The organism is Fontivita pretiosa, assembly GCF_050410795.1.
GTDB classification, from domain to species: Bacteria; Planctomycetota; Phycisphaerae; order Tepidisphaerales; family Tepidisphaeraceae; genus Fontivita; species Fontivita pretiosa.
In genome coordinates this window covers 2,577,408-2,600,152 of sequence record NZ_CP191258.1, presented here as the reverse complement: position 1 = coordinate 2,600,152, position 22,745 = coordinate 2,577,408, and the positions used below count along the sequence as shown (strand labels likewise).

14 protein-coding genes are annotated in these 22,745 nt (G+C 64.5%); 11 read left to right on the top strand and 3 right to left on the bottom strand.

The genetic code is table 11. The features are described from left to right. Positions 1-13 precede the first annotated feature (13 nt). From ACQS5P_RS10505 to dgoD, 8 genes are all read left to right on the top strand, one after another. A complete protein-coding gene (locus ACQS5P_RS10505; RefSeq protein ID WP_428940845.1) occupies positions 14-1,255 on the top strand; it encodes a hypothetical protein in 1,242 nt (413 codons plus the stop codon). After that, a complete protein-coding gene (locus ACQS5P_RS10500) occupies positions 1,252-2,355 on the top strand; it encodes a DUF4185 domain-containing protein (protein ID WP_428940844.1) in 1,104 nt (367 codons plus the stop codon). Before ACQS5P_RS10505 ends, ACQS5P_RS10500 begins: the two co-directional genes overlap by 4 nt. Continuing rightward, positions 2,352-4,406: an MGH1-like glycoside hydrolase domain-containing protein gene (locus ACQS5P_RS10495; RefSeq protein ID WP_428940843.1), complete on the top strand. Its 2,055-nt coding sequence runs from the start codon at positions 2,352-2,354 to the stop codon at positions 4,404-4,406. The genes ACQS5P_RS10500 and ACQS5P_RS10495 overlap by 4 nt, the downstream gene beginning before the upstream one ends. Before the next feature lie 286 nt (positions 4,407-4,692). Further along, the gene (locus tag ACQS5P_RS10490; RefSeq protein ID WP_428940842.1) at positions 4,693-8,214 is read left to right on the top strand and encodes a peptidoglycan DD-metalloendopeptidase family protein; all 3,522 of its coding nucleotides are present in this window, start codon (positions 4,693-4,695) and stop codon (positions 8,212-8,214) included. A gap of 150 nt (positions 8,215-8,364) precedes the next feature. Next, positions 8,365-12,147 carry an ELWxxDGT repeat protein gene (locus ACQS5P_RS10485; protein WP_428940841.1) on the top strand — a complete coding sequence of 1,261 codons (3,783 nt, stop codon included), beginning with the start codon at positions 8,365-8,367 and terminating at the stop codon, positions 12,145-12,147. A 74-nt stretch (positions 12,148-12,221) separates the two neighbouring features. Next, a complete protein-coding gene (locus ACQS5P_RS10480) occupies positions 12,222-12,560 on the top strand; it encodes a nucleotidyltransferase family protein (protein WP_428940840.1) in 339 nt (112 codons plus the stop codon). After that, positions 12,547-12,900: a HepT-like ribonuclease domain-containing protein gene (locus ACQS5P_RS10475; protein WP_428940839.1), complete on the top strand. Its 354-nt coding sequence runs from the start codon at positions 12,547-12,549 to the stop codon at positions 12,898-12,900. The genes ACQS5P_RS10480 and ACQS5P_RS10475 overlap by 14 nt, the downstream gene beginning before the upstream one ends. 9 nt (positions 12,901-12,909) lie before the next feature. Next, on the top strand, positions 12,910-14,088 hold the full coding sequence (dgoD, locus tag ACQS5P_RS10470) for a galactonate dehydratase (RefSeq protein WP_428940838.1): 1,179 nt from the start codon (positions 12,910-12,912) through the stop codon (positions 14,086-14,088). 39 nt (positions 14,089-14,127) lie between these two features. On the opposite strand, the gene ACQS5P_RS10465 is transcribed toward dgoD, so the two are convergent. Both ACQS5P_RS10465 and ACQS5P_RS10460 read right to left on the bottom strand, forming a co-directional pair. Beyond that, the gene (locus ACQS5P_RS10465; RefSeq protein ID WP_428940837.1) at positions 14,128-15,537 is read right to left on the bottom strand and encodes a hypothetical protein; all 1,410 of its coding nucleotides are present in this window, start codon (positions 15,535-15,537) and stop codon (positions 14,128-14,130) included. 305 nt (positions 15,538-15,842) lie between these two features. Then, entirely contained in the window at positions 15,843-16,886 is a 1,044-nt protein-coding gene (locus tag ACQS5P_RS10460; protein ID WP_428940836.1) for a Gfo/Idh/MocA family protein, read from the bottom strand. Positions 16,887-16,962: 76 nt separating this feature from the next. Between ACQS5P_RS10460 and ACQS5P_RS10455 the strand changes: the two genes are divergently transcribed. The 3 genes from ACQS5P_RS10455 to ACQS5P_RS10445 all read left to right on the top strand — a co-directional run bounded on the left by ACQS5P_RS10455 (position 16,963) and on the right by ACQS5P_RS10445 (position 21,767). Further along, complete coding sequence (locus tag ACQS5P_RS10455) at positions 16,963-17,928, top strand: NAD(P)-dependent oxidoreductase (protein WP_428940835.1); 966 nt, start codon at positions 16,963-16,965, stop codon at positions 17,926-17,928. A 67-nt stretch (positions 17,929-17,995) separates the two neighbouring features. Beyond that, positions 17,996-19,732 carry an ArnT family glycosyltransferase gene (locus ACQS5P_RS10450; protein WP_428940834.1) on the top strand — a complete coding sequence of 579 codons (1,737 nt, stop codon included), beginning with the start codon at positions 17,996-17,998 and terminating at the stop codon, positions 19,730-19,732. 193 nt (positions 19,733-19,925) lie between these two features. After that, positions 19,926-21,767 carry a hypothetical protein gene (locus ACQS5P_RS10445; RefSeq protein ID WP_428940833.1) on the top strand — a complete coding sequence of 614 codons (1,842 nt, stop codon included), beginning with the start codon at positions 19,926-19,928 and terminating at the stop codon, positions 21,765-21,767. Positions 21,768-22,208: 441 nt separating this feature from the next. Here ACQS5P_RS10445 and ACQS5P_RS10440 read toward each other — a convergent pair whose 3' ends face one another. Continuing rightward, the gene (locus ACQS5P_RS10440) at positions 22,209-22,724 is read right to left on the bottom strand and encodes an NADH-quinone oxidoreductase subunit C (RefSeq protein WP_428940832.1); all 516 of its coding nucleotides are present in this window, start codon (positions 22,722-22,724) and stop codon (positions 22,209-22,211) included. Between the last annotated feature and the right edge of the window lie 21 nt (positions 22,725-22,745).

Genomic DNA, 22,745 nt, shown 5'->3' with positions numbered 1-22,745 from the left:
AGAGGCAACAGCCATGGCAAAGCGTGCGGCGACGAAGCGGGCATCATCAGGCAGGCGCGGCGGCGCCAAGCAGCGCGCGACCGCGGCGCCGACACTGAAAAATATCCTGGGACAACCTTCCTGGGCAGTGGCGGGCGGACAGGTGCAGGCCTTCGTTACCGAGCTTGGCGGACACGTCGGGCCGGTGAGGTTCAGGCTCGACGGGCGCGTCGTCGAGCCGTACTCGGTGGCGCCCTGGGCCACCGAGAAGCTGGATCCCAGGACCAACCCGCCGGTGATCCGCGTGCTCCGAGGCGACTTCTTCTGCATGCCTTTCGGCGGAAATACGACCCCGTTCGGTCGCGAGAAACACCCGGTTCACGGTGAAACCGCCAACGCCAAATGGAGATTCCAGTCGCTGCAAACCACCCCCGAGGGGCGAACCTGTCTGCATCTGAGCCTGCGAACCAGAATCCGACCCGGACTGGTGGACAAACGCATCAGCCTGATCAGGGGCCACCGGGCCATCTATTCGCAGCACGTGATTCGGCAGATGAGCGGCCCGATGACCTTCGGGCATCACGCGATGCTGCGTTTTCCCGACGAGCCGGGCAGCGGCGTGATCTCCACCAGCCCGTTTGTCTATGGGCAGGTCTTCCCCGAGCCGATCGAGCGACCGGAAAACCGCGGCTATTCAATCCTTCAGCCGGGCGCGGAGTTCACGTCTCTGGAATCGGTGCCGATGGTCACCGGGCAGACGACGGATCTGTCGCGCTATCCGGCCAGGCGCGGCTACGAAGACCTGGTCATGCTCGTCAGCGACAGCAGCGTGCCGTTCGCCTGGACCGCCGTGACCTTTGCCAAACAGGGTTACGTCTGGTTCGCGCTGAAAGACCCGAATGTACTGCCTCATACCGTGCTGTGGATCAGCAATGGCGGGCGGCACTACGCGCCGTGGAACGGGCGGCACATCAACGTCATGGGGCTGGAGGAGGTGCTCAGCTATTTCCATCCCGGCCTGGCGGAGTCGGTCGCGGAAAATCCGATCTCCCGCAAGGGGTACCCGACCTACGTCGAGCTGAATCCCAATCGGCCGATGGTCGTGAATTACATCATGGCGGTGGCGCGGATTCCCCAGGGTTTTGACCGCGTTGCGCAGATCCAGGCCGACCAGGACGAGCAATCGGTGACACTGACGTCGGCGTCGGGGCAGAGCGTTTCGGCGCCGATCGACGTGAGCTTCCTGAGAAGCGCCGCAGCGGAGGCGGCGGCATGAGCGGCGCGGCGCGGAGACTGGCGGTGGCGGCGGGGCGCGACCTGGGGCCGCAGTTCGTCGGCAACCCGCATCGCATGATCGGGCAGGACGGAGCGTTCTCCATCCCGCTGCGCGACGGCACCGCGCTGTGGTTTTTTGGCGACACACTCATCGGCACACGCCCGCCCGCAGGACAGAGTCTCTGGTACGACGCTGCCGGCCAGCCCGTCGGCCACGCCGACATGTCCGGACGCGGAACCATCCGCCGCATGCTCAACAACACCGGGCTGATCCTGCGCGACCGCACCGGCCGGCATGGCCTTCGCAACTACACCTACATCTGTGACGAACATGGCGAGCTGCGAACACTGATTCCGCTTCAAGGCGATGAACATCCCGACTGGGATCGGATCTGGTGCCAGCACGGCATCGAGATCGACGGCACAATCTACCTCTCATTCATCAAAGTCAGGATGCTGCCCGGACGCTCGCCACTGCTGCCGGTGCCCTTCGAAATCGTCGGTTCCGGTTTGGCGGTCGGGTCGCGCCAGGAGTTGCGCTTCCGGCGCATCGAACGTGACGGCGATTCGATCCTCTGGCGGGCCGACGAGCCGCACTTCGCCACGGCGATGCTCCTGGACCAGCGCGATGGCCTGGTCTACCTCTATGGCACAGTCAAACAGAACGACGTGCAGACTTGCTACATCGCCCGCGCGCGCCCGGCATCGCTGGCGGACATCTCCAGCTATGAATACTTCACCGCCGAGAATCGCTGGAGCCGCGATCTATCCCAGGCGGCGGTGATCTTCAGCCACATGCCCAGCGAGTTGTCGGTCTCGTTCAACCCACACCTGGGCAGCTACCTTGCGGTTCATTCGCTGGACCTGACCGGCAGGATCGTCGCACGGACGGCGCCCCACCCCTGGGGCCCGTGGAGCGATCCGGTTGTGCTGTGGACCGTCCAGCCGCCGCCTCGTCCAATACCCCTGCCGTATCCCACGCTCATTTACGCCGGCAAGGAGCATCCCGAACTGTCGGAACAGAACGGGCGCGTCGTTTACCTGACCTACGTCGAGTTCGAAGAGTATTTCCCGCATCTGGTCGAAGTGGAGCTGGAATGATCCCCACCGTTGACGATCTTGGCACTTGCCCGATGGTTCACCGTTTTGGCGACCTGTTCAACCCTCCGGGGCTGACCAACTTCCTCGGATGCGTGCAGGCGGATCTGGACCTGAGCGGCATCCGCAGCCTCAATTTCCCGCCGTTTGCCTGCTCCGACACGGTCACCGGCTCGCTGTACCTGAACGACCGGCTCTTTGTCTCGACGGGCCGGCCGATCACCTTCATCTGGTATCCCGATCGCATCGAGCGCCAGGGCGAGCACGATGGCATCCACATCCGCTCGACGACGGTGCTGGCGGTGGGACGGATGGCGGCAATCGTGCGCATCCGCATTGAAAACCGCGGGCCCAAACGCGACATTTCAATCAAACTCGGGCTTCGTGGCGGGATCACCAAATCCGTCGCGCCCTGGACCAATGCCTTTCCCCCAACCGAATCCGACAACCGCATCCAGATCGACGCCGAACGCGGCGCGCTGCTGTTTTGGGCCCGCAACAGCGCCGCCTGCATGATCCAGGGCTGCGCTCAGCGCCCGGCGCGCGTCACTCCCAGCGGACTGTCGTTCACGTTCACGCTCGGCCCCGGCGAATCGCATACGCTGGCGTATGTCAATGCCGTCGCTGAAACCGCCGCGGAAGCGGCTGGCCTTTTCGATTCCATCGTCTCTAACATCGATGCCGAAATCGATCGCGCCCGCGACGAATGGAATGCCGAGCTTCGCGCGGTCTTCACCCCCGGAAACGACCGTTATTCCGGGCATATGCCGCTGCTGGAAACCTCCGACCGCGACATCCTTCGCCTCTATCACACAGGCATTCTCGGCGTGATCTACTTCAAGCGCGACACGCCGTTCTCCGTCTACGGACGCGCCTACACCACCCTGCTGCCACGATACTGGCAGCCGGTGACCTTCATCTGGGACTACTCGCTGTCGTCACTGGTGCACGCGCTGCTGGATCCGGCGGTGATGCGAAAGTACCTGGAGCTGTGGATGCACCTGGACATCCACAAACACTTCGGAACCGAGTTTCTCACCGGCGCAGGCGTCGGGCCGTGGTATTCGGTCAACGATTTTGCCATGACCACCATTGCCCGCGATTACCTGCGCTGGACCGGCCAGCGCGCGTGGCTGGATCAGCACCTCAGCGAGCCGCGCGTGATCGACTTCCTGGAAAAGTATGCCCACAGTTGGCGGGATTTCCGTACCAGCAGCGGACTGGCCGACTATGGCGAGCTGAACAACCTGCTGGAATGCGTCGGCAGCTATGTGCACGAGGTGGCCAGCCTCAACGCCGCCAACGTGTTCAACCTGCGAACGGTTGCGGAGATTTTCCAGATGCGCGGCGAGCAGGATCGCGCAGCGGCCCTGCGTGCCGAGGCCGCCGAGCTGGCTCGCCAGGTGCAAAAACTGTATGTGCCCGGCAAGGGGTACTGGAACGCGCGGCGGCCGGACGGCTCGTGTGTGGAAGTTCGCCACTGCTACGACTTTTTCACGGTCATCAACACCATCGCCGAGGATCTGCCCAGCCAGCAGATCGATGAGATGGTCGCGTTCTTCCGCCGCGAGCTTCAGACGCCGACGTGGATGCACGCGCTGTCGTGCGGGGATGACGATGCGACCTTCAGCGTTCGCCCGGATCATCAGTGGACCGGCGCCTACACCGCCTGGCCGGCGCAGGCGGCAATGGCGCTGTACCGCGTCGGGCAGGTGGATCTGGCGTTTGACTGGCTCAAGGGGCTTGCCCGCAGCGCCAATCAGGGTCCCTTCGGGCAGGCGCATTTCGTCGAAGCGATCGTCGAGCCGGAATCAGGCGGGGCACGCAAGGCGTCGGCGGACTTCCCCTACATCAACGACTGGGCCTGCTCCTCCGGCGGCGCTTGGGCACAGCTCATCATCGAATCGATCTTCGGGGTCAATGCAACCCTCAACCGCGGCATCAGCGCCCTGCCTCGCTTCGGACGCTTCGATCCAAATGCCGTGCTGCGGAATCTCAGCTATCAAGGCAAGCTGTACGAGGTAACGCGACGCGGCCTTCGCGCAGCCGATTGACCGCCGCGGGCGAAACCCGTCAAGGCCGTCGCCAGACCTGTTTCGGGCAATTCTCAGGGCCTATCATCCGAGGTACACCGTGGGTCAGTCAAAGCCGCGTTGCCGCGCGGTTCGAGTCTGCCGGTAAGCCAGTCTGGTTGCCGTCGTATCTTGTTTTGCTCTGTTGAAACCTTGCGCGCCGGGTTCTTACAGAACGCCGGTCCCTCGGGAGGTTGCCATGTCCTTAGGCTCCATGCGCTGGCCGAGTCGCCGCCGTCGCCTTCGCGATTCTGGTGTCGCCAAATTGGTGGAACAAAGTCCGGCGCGATGCCTGACCGAGGCGCTGGAGCCTCGCCGGTTGCTGTGCCAGGGCGCCACCTTCGCCGGCGCCGTGCCGACACGACTCACCGAGGGATCGGACCGCTTCTTCGGTGGCTACGAGGTGACCGCGATGCACGAGACATTGGCGCCGTCGGCCCAGAACGACGCCGTCCAGCCGCTTGCGGCGCCCGGCGGGTCCAGCAATCTCACCGCCAATCTCGACCTGATCGATGTCTACATGACCGACGCCAACGGCAACGAAATCGCCACGCCAGCGGTCGGCTCCTATGCGTACATGCAGGTCGAGTACAGCACGGTCGGCATCTCCGCCGGCGAAACATACACCGTGAGAATGACCGTTGCCGGCGCCAACATCGATTATGCGCTGAACTGGGGCGCCGGCGGCCCGGGGACGCAGTACTGGGTCCTGCGCCTGGGGGTGTGGATGATCACGCCGGGGTTCAAATCGGCATCGGCGACGCTGGACGTGTTCAATGACATCACCGAATCCAACGGCGCTGACAACAGCGGCTCAACCAACTTTCAGCCGGCGGTGATGACGCCCAAGTTTGTCGCGCCGCTCGAGGGCGTCCCCTGGCAGGACTGGACGCTGGTCAACTACGTGGACCTGAACCTGGGTGTGGGCATCGGCGACTACAACGGCGGGACCTGGGCTTACGACGGGCACAACGGCTGGGACTACACCGTCGCCAACTGGCGCGAGGCCGACAAGTATCCCGGCATCGACATCTATGCCGCCGCGGCGGGAACCGTCGTGGACGCGGTGGACGGCAATTTCGACCGCAACTCAGTATCGCCGTATCCGCCGAGCAACTACATCACGATCGATCACGGCAACGGGTTCACCACGCAGTACTACCACCTGCGCCGCGACTCGCTGCTGGTAAGCGCTGGCAGCACGGTGGTCGCCGGGCAGAAAATCGCCGAAATGGCCTCCAGCGGACGAAGCACCAATCCGCACCTGCACTGGGGCGTGTACTACCAGGGGATGCAGGTGGAGCCGGGCGTGGGAATGAGCTCGTACATGGCCTCGCCACTGACGTATGCAGGAGAAAACCCCAGCATCCTCGATGGCGGCGTCATCTCCTACAGCCCCAACGCGCAGATGTACGACGGGCCGATCACCATCGACAACTTCAACCCTGGCGATCAGGTCACGCTCTGGACGGTGGGAGGCGGGGCGGAATCGGGCGACACCTATCGCGTCCGCTGGTACCAGCCGGGCGGAGCAGCCTACGCCACCAGCGACTGGGCCATGGGCCAGGGCCAGTACTTCTACCGCTACGCGAGCCTGAACATTCCTTCGCTGTACGGCACCTGGTCAGTCACCGCGTTCATCAACGGCGTGGGGATGCTCAACAGGAGCTTCACCGTGCAGGCGGCCGCGCGGCCGGCGGAGGCGCGCATGACCGAGACCGACCTGACCTACATCGTCGATGACCGCTCCACGCCATTCAATGTCGGCACCGTTCTCCAGGGCCAGACCAGCGGCCTGCCCACCTTCAGCTTCCGCGTCTACAACGATGGAGAGTCGGATCTGAGCACCAGCGGCCTGAGCGTGCCGGCCGGATTCACCGTCACCAACAGCCTGGCCGGCACCATCACGCCCGGAAGCTTCGACACTGTCAGCCTGCGGCTGGACAGCGCCTTCGACGGGTACAAGGCCGGATGGGTCAGCTTCAACACCAACGACGCCGACGCCGGCGAAGCGTTCATGCGCTTCCGTGTCGAAGGGACGGTAACCAGGCTGGCAAACGTCAACGGCACCAGCGGCGTCGATACCGTCTACATCCGCAGGAGCGGAAGCGACTCGCACATCTGGATCAACACCTCGACAGTCAACCCCCCAACCTACGAGCTGCCGACCAGTGAGCTGAGCGCCGTGACTTTCAACACCGGCTCGGGCAACGACACGATGACGGTGGACTACAGCGCCGGCGATCCGCTCGGCGGGAACATCACCTTCACCGCCGGCAACGACACCGACACGCTCACCATCATCGGCGACGCGGCGTCAAGCACGTACCTGGCCGGAACCGCCGGAATCTCCATCGTCGGTGGAGATCTCATCAGCTTCTCGAGCCTGGACGAGCTGATCGTCAACGCGGGCGATGGCGATGACGTGTTCACCCTCAACTTCTTCGGTTTGCTGGATGACCTGGACAACATCGGCTACGACACCGACTTTAACGGCCAGGTCGGCACCGATACGGTCAATGTCAACGACACGTCCGACGTGGGCCAGCGGACGTACACCATCGGATACGGCGACGTGACGCGCAGCGGCTGGACGCACTCGCTCAGCTTCTTCGGCAACGAAGCGATGCTGCTCAACGCCAACAACTCCGACAGCACGATCAACCTCAACAACGGCTTTCTGGCGACCAGCGCGAATGTGACCATCAACGCCAACGGCGGATGGGACATCGTCAACGTCGGCGCCACCAGCGTCTCGCCGATCGACGGCGCTGTGGTCGTCAACGGCGGCGCGGGACTGGATCTGGTCTACATCAACGACCAGAGCACCATCACCAGCGAAGCCTGGACAATCGATTCGAACAACGCACTGCGCGCCGGCTTCGGCGGGCTGACCTACGACACCATCGAAGGGCTGATCCTCAACGCCCAGAACGCGTCCAACACTGTCACCGTCACCAGCAGCAACGGCAACACGCCACTGGCGATCAACTCCAACGGCGGAGCCGACACCATCGACATCATCGGGCATTTCCTCGGCAGCGAGGTGCTGGTCAACGGCGGCGGCGGCGACGGCGACGACGCGCTCAGCGTCAACAGCGACCACTCGGGCATCTCCCGCGTTCGCTTCAGCGGCGATTTGACCTTCGGCTCGATCAGCATCGGCGCCGGCGGCGGAGCGCTGCTCAGCGCCAATGGCGATCTGGTCCTGCGAACCAGGACCCTCAGCATCCACCCCTCAGGCTTCCTGGACCTGGCCAACAACAACCTCATCTTCGACTACGATGGGCCCTCGGTACTGGCGGGCATGGGGGTGCTGCTGAGCAGCGGCTACAACGGCGGGGCGTGGAATGGCAATGGCATCCGCTCCTCCTCCGCCGCCGCCGACACCACCAAGGCCCTGGGCTACGCCGCCTCCACCGACCTGTTCAGCGTCTTCCCCGCCAGCTTTGCCGGGCAGAACATCGACAACACCACCGTCGTCGTGCGCTACACGTTCTATGGCGACGCCACGCTCGATCGCGCCGTCAACCAGGCCGATCATGACGTGCTGGCCGCCAACTGGCAGCAGTCCCCTCGCCGCTTCAGCCAGGCCGACTTCAACTACGACACCCGCGTCGACGCCCGGGATCTGCTGCTGATGGCCAGCAACTGGCAACAGACCTGGCCCGCGCCGGTGCAGGCACAGGCTCTGATGAGCAATCAGGCGATCGACAGCAATTGGGCTTCCGTATCCGACGAGATCCTGGACAGCGTTCAACACAAGGGGGAATTATCGAGTTATCGGTAGATTGGAGCCGCCATGTCTCCGTCTTCCAGCGTACACTCCCGCAGGTATCATCAGCGCGGTTGCAGGGGTGGCATTGGAGGTCCGAAGCGAACTCCGATTACACGCCCGCCGCCACGTCCGATCTCTATCGAATCTCTGGAAGCGCGCCAGTTGCTGGCCGTCTCGCTGGTCGCCGACCTCGTCCCCGGGCCGGGTCACTCGTCGGTGAATTCGCTGGTCAGCTACAACGACGTGTTGTTCTTCGCTGCCGACGACGGCAACGCGGGCATGGAGTTGTGGAAGACCGACGGCACTGCCGGCGGCACGGTGATGGTCAAGGACATCAACCCCGCCGGCGCCTCCGGGCCGTTCAGCTTCGTCGAGGTACCGCTGGTTTACGACGGGAACAAGACGCGCACGGTGCTGTTCTTTCAGGCCGACGACGGGGAACACGGCTACGAGCTTTGGATCAGCGACGGCACGGAGCAGGGAACGAGCATGGTGGCTGATCTGCGCCCCGGCATCGATCCGAACACGATGCTGCCGTATAGCTCTACCATCTCCAACATGACGCGCGTGGGCGGAACGCTCTACTTCACCGCCGACAACGGTGACAGCGGCACGGAACTGTTTCGAACCAACACCGCCAACGACGGCTCGGTTTCAGTCAGCCTCGTCGCCGACATCAGCCCCGGAGTCGATCCGAACAGCATGCTTCCGCGTTCGTCGTTTCCCTCCAGCCTGACATCGCTGGGAAATCTGCTGCTGTTCTCGGCAGAAACCGAGGCAAACGGTCGGGAGTTGTGGAAGAGCGACGGCACGGCGGGCGGAACTTCGATCGTGCTGGACCTTCGCCCCGGAAATCTGCCAGGCGATCCCCCGGGACCGGCCTGCTCGTCCAATCCTTCGTACCTGGTCCGCTCTGGCGGTTACGTTTACTTTTCTGCCTACAGTCTCGACACCGTCGGCACCGAGCTGTATCGCAGCGACGGCACCGCCGCCGGGACAGAGCTGGTTGCCGACATCCATCCGGGCTTCACCGTCGATGAAAACAACAGCATCTTCCCAAACGAGTCCTGGCCGCAGTGGATCACCGACGTCAACGGCACACTGTTCTTCTCGGCCTTCACGATGGCCGACGGCCGCGAGCTGTGGCGCAGCGACGGTGCGCCCGGAGGCGTGACCGCGCTGGTGACCGACCTGGCGCCCGGAGACACGTCGGGGTTTCCCAACAGTTCGTCTCCCGGGCAGCTCCGCAACGTTCGCGGGACGCTGTTCTTCACTGCCGGCAACGACCTGGTCGGGCAGGAACTTTTCAAGAGCGACGGCTCCGCCGCCGGAACCACGCTCGTGGCCGACATCTTTCCCGGCGCAACCGCAGGCATCCCGAACAGCTCCGATCCGCAACTGTTCTCCTTCGAGTCGCGCGACCAGCTCTACTTCAGCGCGTTCCGCGACACGACCGGACGCGAGCTGTATCGCACATCGATCGACCCGATGACGGATCAGTACGTCGTCAACCTCGAAGAAAACCTCACCCCCGATGCTGACGAAATGATGCCCCGAGAGGGCGCGGCGGCCAACGGACTGTACTACTTCAGCGGGCGTACGGCGGCCAACGGGATCGAGCTGTTCAAGCTCGCCCCGCAGCAGCCCGCGGTGGCGGCGCCGGTGGCGTTCGACGGGACCAGCAAGCCGGCGATCGCCGCCAATGCCAACCCCGCCGACCCGCACGGCGCGGTGGGTCCGGCGCACGTCATGTCGGTCGTGAACCGGCAGGTCGTGTGGTACGACAAGTCCGGCGCTCAACAGGGAAACGCGCCGTCGCTGAACGACTTTTTCGCCAACGCCAATCCGGCCCCCGGGGCTTCGCTTCTGTTCGACCCGAAGATCATCTACAACACCTACACCTGCACGTTTTTCGTCGTGGCGCTTTGGCGAAGCGGCGCCAACTCGCGCATCTACCTGGCCGAATCAGACGATCACGACCCGAATGGCAAGTGGCACTTCCGCGTGATCAACGCCACGCCGGAAATGGCTGGCAGCATCGACTACCCGGGCCTGGGAGCGGGCAAGGATGCCGTCTACGTCACCGCGCGGACCAGCGGCGGCACGCAGAGACTGTGGATCGTCGATACGCGGCGGCCGCTGACCGCCGGCAACGCCGCCGCCGTACCCCCGGTGCCCGCGACACCTGTCACCTCGCACAACCTTTCCCTGGGCGCCGCGGCCGGCAGCGACGTGTTCATGCCCGCCCAGATGTACGGCACGATTCGCGATGGTGTGGGGACTTTCCTGGCGACGTTTCGCGCCAACGTCGGCGGCGCGGACGACCACCTGTATGTTTTACGCGTCGACAATCCGCTGACCGCCCCGGCGCTCACCATCAGCGACCTCAACCTCGGCGATATCACACAGGGCGGGATGACCTTTACCGCCCCGCAGGCGGGCGCGGTTGGCGTCGATGCCCGCGCCTTTGGCGACAACGTCTACAACGCCGTCTGGCGGAACAATGCCCTGTGGACCTCTAACACCATCCTGCCCACCACCGGCGACGATCTCGGACAGGCCACCGTACGCTGGTACAAGACCGATACGACGAATCTGGCGGCTTTGAGCGTTGCGCTTCAGGGTAATGTCGGCGGCGAAGACCTGGGCGTCGGGACGCACACCTTCTATCCCAGCATCATGGTGGACAGTGGCGGGAACATGGGCGTTGGCTTCGCCGCGTCGAGCCCCAGCCTGTTCCCCGGCGCCTACTTCACCGGGCGACGACCCGACGATCCGGTCGTCGGCGGGATCGGATCCACACGCGCGGCGCGCATCATGCAGCGCGGGCTGGACTATTACGTCATGGCCAATCCCCCCGCCCCCAACCGCTGGGGCGATTACAGCGGCTTGGCACTGGATCCCAACGCGACTCAGGAGTTCTGGGCCTACAACATGTACTCGCGCATTGCAGCGGGGGCGGCGGATGAGTGGGGCACGCGCTTCGAGCGATTCTCCCTGGCCGCCGACCCCGCCGCCGGCGGGACAATGTCCGGCATCGTCTTCGAGGATGCCAATGGCGATGGTGTGCGCCAGGCGGGCGAAGGCCCGCTGGCTGGCTGGACCCTTTACATCGACGCCAACAACAACGACACGCGCGACGCCAACGAGCCCACCAGCGTCACCAACCTCGCCGGTCAGTGGCAGTTCGCCGGCTACGCAGAGGGCTTCTACACGATCCGCGAAGAGGTAGTGCCCGGCTGGCGGCAGACCGCGCCATCCAACGGCGGCAATCCGCCGGTGCAGGAGTTCAGCATCTACCTCACCGACGCCAACGACTTCGCCGCCGGCCGGGAGTTCGGCAATCGCAGGCTCCCGCGAGTCATGCAACGCCAGTTCCGCTTCGAGATGCTCCCCATAGCCCTGGACTTCCAGTTCAGCGCCGATGTGTCCGCCAGCCTGGAACTCGCCGACCTGGTCGTGCAGAACCTCACAACCCAGACGCAGCTCAGCCCGGTGGCGGTGAGTTACGATCCCAATACCAACACCGCGACGTTCGCCTTCGCCGGGGTGCTGCCCAACGGCAACTACCGCGCCACGCTCGCCGCTGCGAACGTCACCGATGCGGTTGGTGACATCCTTGACCAGGATGAGATCTTCGACTTTTTCTTCCTCAACGGCGACGCCAACCGCGATCGCATCGTCAACCGCTTGGACCTGGACATCCTGGCGATGAACTGGCAACAGAACAGCCGCACGTTCAGCCAGGGCGACTTCAGCTACGATACCCGCGTCAACGCCCGGGATCTGCTGCTGCTGGCCAGCAACTGGCAACTGAGCTGGCCGGCGCCGCTGGCGATGTCCGGCATCGCGACGCCGACGCCGACGACGTTCGCGGCCAGGCCGATTATTGCGACGTCGTTGTTGAGCGCGGTCAGCGCCGACGCCGAGCAGCTTCTGGGCTGATCGACGCCTCTCCTGCCGGTGCGGCCTCGATGTATCGAGTTCCTTGTGTCTGGGGATCGCGTATAATTGAAGCGATGGAAGTCATTGGGACGACTGATGAATTGAGGGTTGAACTGCCGTTTGAGGCGATCGCCGAAGTTTGTCGTCGCCTGGGCGTGAGCGAGTTGGCCGTTTTCGGTTCTGCCTTGCGCAACGATTTTGGCCCCGATAGCGATGTCGATTTTCTCGTCCGTTTTCGCAACGATGACCCGGGACCATGGCTTGAAAAGTATGCACAGCTTCAGCAGGCTCTGGAGTCGCTGATTGGCCGCAAAGTCGATGTCGTGGGCTGGCGCGCCATCGAGCAGAGTCGCAACCCTTATCGGCGCGATCACATCCTTCGGACCGCGAGAATCATCTATGCTGAAGGATAAGGCCTCCGTCTACGATATCATCGAATCGATGCAAGCGGTGCTGCGATACGTGCGGGGCAAGTCGTTTGAGCAGTTCCAGCAAGACGAGCAGTTGATCGATGCCGTGATTCGCCGTATGGAGATTATCGGGGAAGCCACAAAGCGCCTTTCCTCGCGACTCCGCCAGTCGTACCCACAGATCCCCTGGCAGCAGATGGCGGGAATGCGCGACCGCCTGATTCACGGATATCACGAAGTCGAACTCCCGCAGATCTGGCACGCGGTTACCGAGATCGTGCCGCTGCTGCTTCCGCAGCTTCAGAGCATTCTGACCCAGATACCGGATCCTCTGGCGGATTGAGCGCCGATCATGAAAATCACCAAAATCGAAACCCTCGTCTGCAACGCACGCATGCGAAACTGGATCTTCGTGAAGGTCCTGACCGATCAGCCCGGGCTGTGGGGCTGGGGCGAGGCGACGCTCGAGTGGCACACCCGCGGCGTGGTCGGCGCCATCGAAGACCTTTCGCAACTGCTGATCGGCGAAGACCCCACTCGCATCGAGCATCTGTGGCAGATGATGTATCGCCAGCACTTCTGGCATGGCAACGGGATCGTGCGCGGCACCGCCATCAGCGGCATCGACATCGCCCTGTGGGACATATTGGGCAAAATCCATGGCGTGCCGTGCCACAAGCTCTGGGGCGGGCCGGTGCGCGACTACGTGCGCCTGTACGCGCATCTGGGCGGCGGAAAGATGGAAGACATGTACTGCACCGACCCGGCCGACGCCAAACGCTTTGCCGACCTGGCGCGCAAGGCCGTCGAGGAGGGCTTCACCGCCTTTAAGGCCATGGCCGTGCCCGAGACCATGCCGCTGGAGGGGATGCAGCCGATCCGCTACGCCGAGGCGTGCGTGGCGGCGATGCGCGAGGCCGTTGGCGAATCGATCGACATCATGGTCGATTGCCACGCGCGGCCGTCGCCTCGAATGGGCATCCTCTTCGCCAAGGCGCTGGAGCCATACAACCTCTACTGGTTCGAGGAGCCCTGCTGGCCGGAGACGATGGACGACATCGCGATGGTGCAGCGGTCGGTGAAGACGCCGATCGCCACCGGCGAGCGGCTGGTCAGCGTGCATCCGTTCCGCGAGCTGCTGGAGAAGCGCGCCGCCAGCGTCATTCAACCCGACATCACCCATTGTGGCGGACTGTCGGAAGCGCGGCGGATTTGCGCGATGGCTTCGGCGTACCGGGTGGCCGTCGCGCCGCACAACCCGCAAGGCCCGGTCAGCACCGCCGCTTCGCTGGAACTTGGCTTTGCCGAGCCCAGCTACATTGTCTGCGAGCAGGTCCACAGCGACGTTCCCTGGCGACGGGACGTGGTCAAACAGGGATTCGTGACGGAAGAGAAGGGCCGGATCGTCCGCCCCAATACCCGTCCCGGTCTGGGCGTGGAGCTGGACGAGGCGGAGATCCGCAAGCATCCGTTCAAGCAGGAAGAGCTGCTGAGAACCTTCTACAGGGACGGAAGCGTGGGGGACTGGTGAAGCGATGGGCGGGTTGCGGATCTGTCGCACGATGGCGCGCTAACACAGCAGGCGCTCGGCGGCGGCCGTCGCCGCCGCGATGAGCTGCTCCAGCGAACCGCGCTGGAAGGGGGATTGCCAGACCTGGTACAGCTCCGGCCCGTCGTAGCAGTGGGCGGGCGCCAGATAACCCAGCGAGCCATTGACCAGATTCATAACCGCCAGGGCGCGGGGCGCGAAGCGCGCCCGCAGATCAAGTTGCAGCTTGGAGTACGCCTCGTTGGCCTGCCCGAGCAGCAGCGAATCCCCAAGTCGCCACAGCCACAGGGGCATGGAGGTGGTGGCGCCGTCGCCGACGAAGCGGCGAACACCGAGCTTGCGCGCCAGTCTCTCCTTGTGCACCGGGTCGCTGGTCTGGCGCCACTGCCGTTGGATCTCGGCCAGCGGCGGCAGCGGCTTGAGGTGGAATTCGACCTGATGCATCTCGGCGGCCAGAGCGCTGGAGAGGTTTGTTTCGACCTGGTTCCAGACCGCCAGGGCCGCGCCGGATTCGACGACGCGTTGGAACGCCAGCGCTTTGCCGGGGCGCTGCATCGCCTCCAGCGTCGCCAGCACGGCATGACCGAGCCGCCGCCCGTGGCGATCGGCGACGGCGACATCGGCGGTGTACTGCTCGGCCGGCGCCAGTTCGCCGCTGGCGCCCTGTAGAAAAAGGCAGGGCGCCGCGGTCGCGGACTCGACCAGTTCGCGCATCGCTCCGACGTAATCGGGGGAAATCAGTCGATTCTCCCACGCCAGCGTGGTGGGGTGGCAGGCGTAGTTGACGATTGTCGCCAGCGTGCGATCCGGGCCGTCGAGGGTGATGCGTCCGACGAGCAGCGTATCGTCGGCGGCAAGCCAGGGGTTGTATCCGACGACGATGCGTTTGCCCTGGCCGGGTTCGGGCAGGTCTCGATTGACCGCCAGATCGCAGCGCCCGTATCGCCAGGTGAGCGTCGCCGGGCAGGCGCCGCTCAGCGCCGCGCGGACTGCGCGGATGGCGCTGTGTCGCAGGTGATCCAGATACGGGCCGATCAGGTGTCCGCCGGGGCGGTCGGCGTCGGCGCGTTGAAGTCCCGGCCCGGCATGGGTGTGAGCCAGGCAGAACATCAGCCGCGATTCGTCGAGGTTGAATGTTTCGAGGATGGCGCCGCGCAGCGCCCATTCATCCTCGCGATTTCGCCACCAGCCCAGATCCGCGCCGATCAACACCAGCGGCGCAGAGTCGGGTTCGGCCTGAAATGTCAGGCACGTGAGGGTGAGCTGGCGGTGGATACCTTCGGCGGCGTCGTGGCTGGCGGCGCCCCAGTTGCGCGCGAAGATGCCGATGGGCGGGGTGATGTCCTGGCGTGCCGCGCCGATCAAGCCGCGAAAACCGCTGGGAACGATGGCAGGGGTGGTGGAATTCATGCGCAGCCGGGTCTGTCGCATGGTGTATACAGCGCAGCAGCACGGCTCACAACCGCAGCGGCAGCTTGCGCGAGGAACGCGGGGGCAGACGGGCGCATAAGAAAGGGCCGGTGCTCGCCGTTACACCGGCCCTCCAATCAGGCTGCCCGGGCAATAGCCCGGAGACCCACAGCCATGTGTGAATTATCGGCAGAGCCAAGGGGGTCCATTAGAAAATCGCCAGGGCGCGGGCGGGGCTGCGTCGCGAGGAGCGTCCGATAGTCGGGCGGGCATCGTGCTGAGCACCGAGGTTCGCCGCGCCAGGCAGGCCGCTCAGGGCAGCAGCTTCACAGCGTCCAGTCGCAGGCGTTGTGAACATAGATGGCGGTTCCGTTGCGGCTGCTGAGTCGGGCGGCGTCGAGCAGGCACATGGTGGGCAGGACGCTTTCGGCCCGGACGGCGGGGGCGGCCTCGCCGCGGATGGCGGCGGCGAACCGACGCCACAGGTCCGACTCGCTCAACCGGCCAGTCGCCCGCGGGGCAAATCGCCCCGGGCTGCCGTCGGCCGGCGTGATGTACAGTTTGGCCCACTCGTTGATGTCGTATTTGAGGCTGGTGGGGCTGTCGGCGGAGCCGGCGGTGCCGTCGATGTGCCATCGCGGCAGCGGTCGCGTGGTAGTAGTGTTGATCTCCACCAGCCCGACAGCGCCGCTGTCGAAGTCGATCACCACCCGGGCAAAGTCATCGCAATCGCGCGACCAGACATTGCCCCGGAGCTGGGCGAAGACGCGCAGGGGCTTGGCCGGCCACAGCAGCCGCCAAAGCTGATCGATCAGGTGCGATCCCCAGTCATACAGTCCGCCGCCGCCGAATTCGGCTTCGTTTCGCCAGTTGGGTCGCCACTCCCGCGCCGCCGGTCCGACGCAACTGGCCCACTGGCAGATGCGGCTCTCGACGTTGATGATGCGTCCGAGGGTCTGGGCGCCGATGGCGTCCTTGACGGTCAGGTAGTCGATATCCCAGCGGCGATTGTGGAAGACGCTGAGCACGCGGCCGCGCCAACGGGCATCGTGCACGAGCTGTCGCGCCTGGGGCAGGTCCAGGGCCATGGGTTTTTCGATCATGACGTGCTTGCCCGCCGCCAGAGCGCGGGTGGCGTGTTCAAAGTGCATGGCGGTGGGGGAGGCGACCAGGACGGCGTCGATGGAAGGATCGGCCAGCAGGGGTTCCAGCTCGGCGTAGGCTCGCAGGCCGCGTGTTTCGGCCAGTGCCCGCCGCGCCGGCGTGGGATCCACCACCGCCACGGCGCGCAGATCGCGCGTGGCCGCGATCCACTGGGCGTGTTCTGCACCGATCCGCCCATACCCGATGATGCCAACGTTGATCGTCATGATGACAACTCACCCCCGGCTGACAATGTAAATGTAGCTGATCGGGCGGTCTGCGGCTATCCTGTGCGAGATCGACATGAGCGGCGCCACGACAGCAAACAAACCCGTCGTTTTCGTAACCGAGACCTTCGACCCCGAGCCGATAGCCTGGTTGCGGCAGCGGGCGGAAGTGATCCAGATTTCACCGGATGATCCCGATTTCTGGTCGCAGCTCGCCCGCGCCGAGGGTCTGGCGATCCGCACGTATCTGCGGGTGGACAAGGCCCTGCTCGAGCGTGCGCCGCGGCTGCGCGTGGTCGGTCGGGGCGGAGTAGGCATCGACAACATCGACGTTCCCGCCTGCCGCGCCCGCGGCGTCGAAGTGGTCTACACCCCCGACGCCAATACGATCGCCGTCGCGGAGTTCGTGTTCGGGTACATGCTCCAGTTGCTTCGCCCCTGGTGCTTTTTCCGCGAGCGCGCCTACGAGCCGGCTGAGTTCAAACGCATCCGCAACAGCGTTCGCGGCCGGCAGCTCAATGAGCTGACGCTGGGAATCCTGGGCATGGGTCGGGTGGGGCGGCGGGTCGGACGCATCGCCGCTCTGGGCTTCGAAATGCGGGTGATCTACAACGACCTGATCGACGTCAGCGGGTTGATCAACTTTCCGGCGACGGCGGTGGACAAGCCGACGTTGTATCGCCAGGCGGATGTGCTCAGCATCCATGTGGACATGCGTCCGGGCAACGAAAGGCTGGTCGGCGCTCAGCAGATCGCGATGATGAAGCCGGATGCGATCCTGATCAACACCAGCCGGGGAGAAGTGCTGGACGCGCAGGCGCTGGCGGAGGCGATTCGAGCCAGGCGTGTGGCGGGGGCGGCGGTGGATGTGTTCGCGCCTGAGCCGCCGCCTGCGGATTTCCCTCTGCTGGGACTGGACAACGTGCTGCTGACCCCGCACCTGGCGTCGCGCACCGACACGGCGCTGCGGAACATGAGCTGGGTGGTGCGGGACATCATGGCGGTGCTGGAGGGTAAGCGACCGCAATTCCCCGCGCCCTAGCCGCGGGCATCGGGCCGCCGCATCACGGTGATGCCGTGATGCCGTAGCGCGATTCGACCATGATGCGATGAAATCCATGTCTGCGGCGCGAACGCTGGTTGTGCTCACAGCAATCCTGGCGGCGCATCTGAGCCTGCTGCTTCACTGTGCGCTGCGCAAAAGCGCCTGCTTCGACGAAGGCGCCCATCTGGCGGCGGGGCTGGCGTATCTGAAGCACGGGGAAATGAGCATCTACAACCTCAGCCCGCCACTGGTGCGCATGTGGGCAGCGCTACCGGCGTACCTGCACGGCGCGCGCATCCCCCCGGGCAAGCCGCTGCGCGATGAACCTGCCCGCCGACGACACTGGATCTACTTTGAGCGCTTTCAACAGCAGAACCTGGCGGCGATGCATCGTTACGTCCTCTGGGGTCGGTTGATGCTGATCCCGCTGTCGCTGATGGTGGCGGGGAGCGTATTCCTGTGGGCCAGCAGGCTCTACGGCAAGGCTGCGGGGTTGCTGTGTTGTGCGGTCTGGTCTTTCAGCCCCACGGTCATCGCTCACGGCAGCACGCTGGGCACGGACATGCCGCTGGCGCTGGGCATGCTGCTGTCGGTGGGGTTGTGGTGGCGATTCGTGGGCGGCGGACGAAAACGCGATGCGCTGCTGGGCGCCCTGGCGATCGGCCTGACGCACACGATCAAGTTCACGGCGCTGTTGCTGTGGCCGATCGTGTTCGGCATCGCGCTGTTCGAGGTGCTGCAACGCCGGGCGCGGTGGCGTCAGTGCCTGGCTGGTGGGGCAATCGCGCTGCTGGTGACGTTCGTGCTGCTCAACGCCGTCTACGGTTTCCGCCGCATGGGGCATCGGCTGGATTCCTTCGACTTCGCTTCCCGACCGATGCGTTGGGTAGCGGGGATTCTGCCAGGCGCCGTGCCCGTGCCCTTCCATCAGGATATGGTTGAAGGCTTCGACGCCCAGACGTGGGAGGCGCAGGGCGTGTACGTCGCGGTCCTGTTCGATCAAGCCTACTTTGGCAACGACTGGCGGTATTACCCCTGGCTGCTCGTGACCAAGAGCACGTTGGGCGGACTGGTGCTGCTGGCGGCGGGGCTGTTGAGCCTGGCGATCCGCCGGCCGGGTGCGCCAGAACTGCCGCTGATCGCTCTGATCGCCGGATTGGCTTTGGGTGTGGGATCGATCGCGCAGATCAACATCGGGATCCGCTATCTGCTTCCTGCGTACGCGCCGGCGATGATTCTGCTGGGGCGTGTTGCTGAGGCGAGCAGTCGTCGAACGATACTGCTGGTGGCCGCCGCTTTGGCCGCGGCCGCCGAGTCGATCCACGCCACGCCGCGGTTTCACTCCTTTACCAACCTTGCGGCGGATCGGTGGCGATGGTGCGTCCCGGACCTGGATTGGGGGCAGTCCCTCATCGAGCTTCGCGACTGGATGAATCGACAGGCAGAGTCGCAAATCTGCCTGTTGTACGTGGGCACTGCCGACCCGGCCGCCTATGGCATTCGCATCAGCGATCCTTTCAGTGTACCCACGACACGCTACATTGCGTTCAGCCGGGCCGCGCTCCAGGGGATCCCCTGCCGATTGCCGCAGGGATTTGCGTTTGTGCGTCCCTGGCGGATGCTGCGCAGCCAGATTTCGCCGGCGGCGGATCTGGAGGGCTTGCTGGTCTATCGGGTTTCGGACCTGGAATCGATTCGGCAACCCTGGGTGGTGCGGATTTCCGATTGGCAACAGGCACTGGAGCAGCCAGAGTTGATCGCGATCAGGAATCTGCACCAGCGGGCGAGGAATGACGGATAACGCCGCGGCCAGGGTCCTAGAATGTTGTTGAGCGCGCAAGCGGCAAGAAACCGGCGAAGACTGGCCGAAGGATCGTCCCAGAACGCAACTTTTGACGGTTGGCGGAGTCGTAATTAAGGTGGGGCGTGGGAGGGGGATTTCGCCGGGGGTTGTTCGGCGGAAGCGGGAAAAGAACGACCAAGGGATGTGTGACATGAAATCGGCGAGACAAGTGAGACGGGTGCTGGTTCTGGCGGTCGCGGTGGCGCTGGGCGGCTTGGTTGCCGGGCAGACACTGGGACAATACCGCGTCGGGAATGATGGTCGAGCCCTGGACGCGAACAACCGGGTTGGCAGTGGCGGGCTGAACGAGGGAGGCGCCGCTATGCCATATGGATATGGCGCGCTGGGCAACAACATCGTGACGGGGAATGTAACCGGCGGGCGGGAGTTCCGCGGGTTCGTTCCCTACACCGACCCGCGTGCTTTTCGCGGGCCGACCGCCGGGGGCTTGAGCGACCGCTTTATCCGCCAGTCTTCCGGCGCCCCCTTCGGCGGCGTGCCGAACAACAACGCCCAGGTGGTGCAGCCATTTTTCGGCGAGTCGCGCGCGGTTCCCCCGCCTCCCGGATTCGTCGAGCAGGCGCCCGGCGGCGGCGGGTATATTCCCGCGCCGCAGCTCACTCGCCAGCCGAATGATCTTCGCCTTGGCCAGACTTTGGACATCCCCACCACCGCCTTGCCGCAGCCGGGGCAACTGTATCTTCCCGGACCGGTCGATCCCAGCACGCAGACCAGTTCGTTGATCACGGCATCGCCGCTGTATGGGGTGCGGCAGTGGGACATGAGCGAGCAGGCCAACCAGGACTTTCTGCGGGGCAACTTTGCCGCCGGAACGACGCTGCTGAACGGAGTGCGTGTGGACGCGGCGATGCTCCAGCAGATGCGCCAGGAGCTTCAGCAGACGATGCAGCAGAATCTGCCCGAGGAGCTTGAAGGCCAGCCCGGCGCCGAAGGCGCTGGCGAGGCGGCGCGCGGGTTCAGCCTCACTCAGCCAATGGGCCAGCCGATGGAGGCGGTGCAGAATCCGTCGCTGGCTACGGGCGCGGCGATTCGCGCGCAGGCCGGCAGTGTTTCGATCAGCGGCGACCTTCGCACCGGCGAAGGCACGCGACAACGTCTGCTGACCGCTCGTCCTTCACGCATCAGCACCCAGTACTCGCAGCTTGAAGAGCGACTGAAACGTTATCGCGCCGCGCAGGAACTGGGGGACCAGGCGGCCAGCCGGCAATTCGCCGAGGACATGCGGCGAAAGCAACAGGAGCAGGAGCAGCAGGGCACGGCCGGCAGGCCGGGCGGCACCGCGCCGGCGCGGGGCGGGGCGGGCAGCACCCCGGGCGGCGAACCCCAGACACCCGCTGTGCCGGGCGTTGGGCCGGCGGGCGCCACGCCGCCACAGACCCCTTCGCCCAGACGAGCGGAAATCCCCGGCTCGGTCACCGCGCCGCCCACCACGCCGCTGCCCAAACCTCCGCAGATCAAGTCGCTGGCCGAAGGGGTCCAGGCCAAAGGTCTGGCGGACCTGCTGGCCGAGGCCGAGAAACAGATGAAGGCCGGCAAGTACAACTCGGCGATCGAGCAGTATGACCTGGCCGAGCAGGTGGCGCCGAACAACCCATGGATCCTGCTGGGCCGCGCCACTGCCGAGCTGGGCCAGAGCTACTATCGACGGGCCGAGGAGCATCTGCGGCAGGCCTTCAGCGCCGATCAGGCGCTGCTGATGGGTCAGTACGATCTTCGCACGCTGCTGGGCAATGAGCGGCTGGAGTTTTTGGTGCAGGATCTGAAGGAGATCGCCAGAAACGAGCCGAAGGAGGCTCGCCCGGTGTTCTTGCTGGCGTACATCGCGTACAACACGGGCAACGAGCGGTTGGCGGCGGCGTACCTGGATTTGGCGGAGAAGCGTTCGAACAACGACCCGTTCTACCAAATGGTGCGCAAGCACTGGTCATTGCCCCAGAACACGGAAGGCGCGGTTGAGGAACTGAATAAGTAAGAGCACGAGGATGAGGCCAGCCGGTCGCACAGAAGTTGGCTGTGCGGCTCTGCCTGGGACAGCCTCGGAAACAAGAAAGCCGTTCAGGTTGCCCTGAACGGCTTTTGTATTCAAATGTCGGGGGTTGAAGAAGGAGGGGGGGAACCTTCTTCGGGGAGTACCCCCGACAAAAAAGCTCCGCCAGCGTTTACTGACGGAGCCTTCGTGGCTCGTGTTCGGGCCTTCATCGCCCGTGACTGGCCAACAGAATAGCCAGCTCGATTCAACTTTCAAGAGGAAAAATTCGAAAATTTTTACGGGAATCGGAGTGCCAGATCGCTGGCGCATTCATAACCATTTGATTACAAAATGGTTATATCATACATCTGGTCCTGCACAAACCGCGCCGGGCAACGACTGAAGCTGTTGATTTTCCGCCGACGTCGCGGGGTCTTCGGAGTATCAGGTGGGGTAATCCGGCTTCTGCTGCCAATCCAGTTCCACGCTGCCGGGGATGCCGTGATACTCGCGGGGAAAGACGTAGTCCTTTCGCAGCGGGAAGCCTTCCCAGTCATCGGCCAGCAGAATCCGCCTCAGGTCCGGGTGGCCGGGGAAATCGATGCCGAACATGTCGTAGGCCTCGCGCTCGTGCCAGTCGGCGGCGCGCCACAGGTCGGCGACGCTGGGCACCGAAGGATTGTTGCGCGGAGTAAAGACCTTGACGGCGAAGGTGTGCCGGTGCTGGAAGCTCCACAGATCGTACACCACGCACATCTTGTCCTCCGCCACATAGTCCACGCCACTCAGATTCTGTAGCCAGTCCAGCTTGATCGCCGGGTCGTGTCGCAGGAACTCCGCCAGCTCGCGCCAGTGCTCGGCGTTGATGTGTACGCGCGGATGCTTGTCGTCGGCGAAAGCGGCCAGAATCTTCTGGCCAAACTTTTCCACGATGGCCTGGGCGATTTGCTGGGGAGTCATGGCCGGGCCAGTGTAGCCTCC

What these genes read in the sequence shown, in the direction of transcription:
- ACQS5P_RS10505 (WP_428940845.1), top strand. Translation starts at nt 14, where the DNA reads ATGGCAAAGCGTGCGGCGACGAAGCGGGCATCATCAGGCAGGCGCGGC.
- ACQS5P_RS10500 (WP_428940844.1), top strand. Translation starts at nt 1,252, where the DNA reads ATGAGCGGCGCGGCGCGGAGACTGGCGGTGGCGGCGGGGCGCGACCTG.
- ACQS5P_RS10495 (WP_428940843.1), top strand. Translation starts at nt 2,352, where the DNA reads ATGATCCCCACCGTTGACGATCTTGGCACTTGCCCGATGGTTCACCGT.
- ACQS5P_RS10480 (WP_428940840.1), top strand. Translation starts at nt 12,222, where the DNA reads ATGGAAGTCATTGGGACGACTGATGAATTGAGGGTTGAACTGCCGTTT.
- ACQS5P_RS10475 (WP_428940839.1), top strand. Translation starts at nt 12,547, where the DNA reads ATGCTGAAGGATAAGGCCTCCGTCTACGATATCATCGAATCGATGCAA.
- dgoD (WP_428940838.1), top strand. Translation starts at nt 12,910, where the DNA reads ATGAAAATCACCAAAATCGAAACCCTCGTCTGCAACGCACGCATGCGA.
- ACQS5P_RS10465 (WP_428940837.1), bottom strand. Translation starts at nt 15,537, where the DNA reads ATGCGACAGACCCGGCTGCGCATGAATTCCACCACCCCTGCCATCGTT.
- ACQS5P_RS10460 (WP_428940836.1), bottom strand. Translation starts at nt 16,886, where the DNA reads ATGACGATCAACGTTGGCATCATCGGGTATGGGCGGATCGGTGCAGAA.
- ACQS5P_RS10455 (WP_428940835.1), top strand. Translation starts at nt 16,963, where the DNA reads ATGAGCGGCGCCACGACAGCAAACAAACCCGTCGTTTTCGTAACCGAG.
- ACQS5P_RS10450 (WP_428940834.1), top strand. Translation starts at nt 17,996, where the DNA reads ATGAAATCCATGTCTGCGGCGCGAACGCTGGTTGTGCTCACAGCAATC.
- ACQS5P_RS10445 (WP_428940833.1), top strand. Translation starts at nt 19,926, where the DNA reads ATGAAATCGGCGAGACAAGTGAGACGGGTGCTGGTTCTGGCGGTCGCG.
- ACQS5P_RS10440 (WP_428940832.1), bottom strand. Translation starts at nt 22,724, where the DNA reads ATGACTCCCCAGCAAATCGCCCAGGCCATCGTGGAAAAGTTTGGCCAG.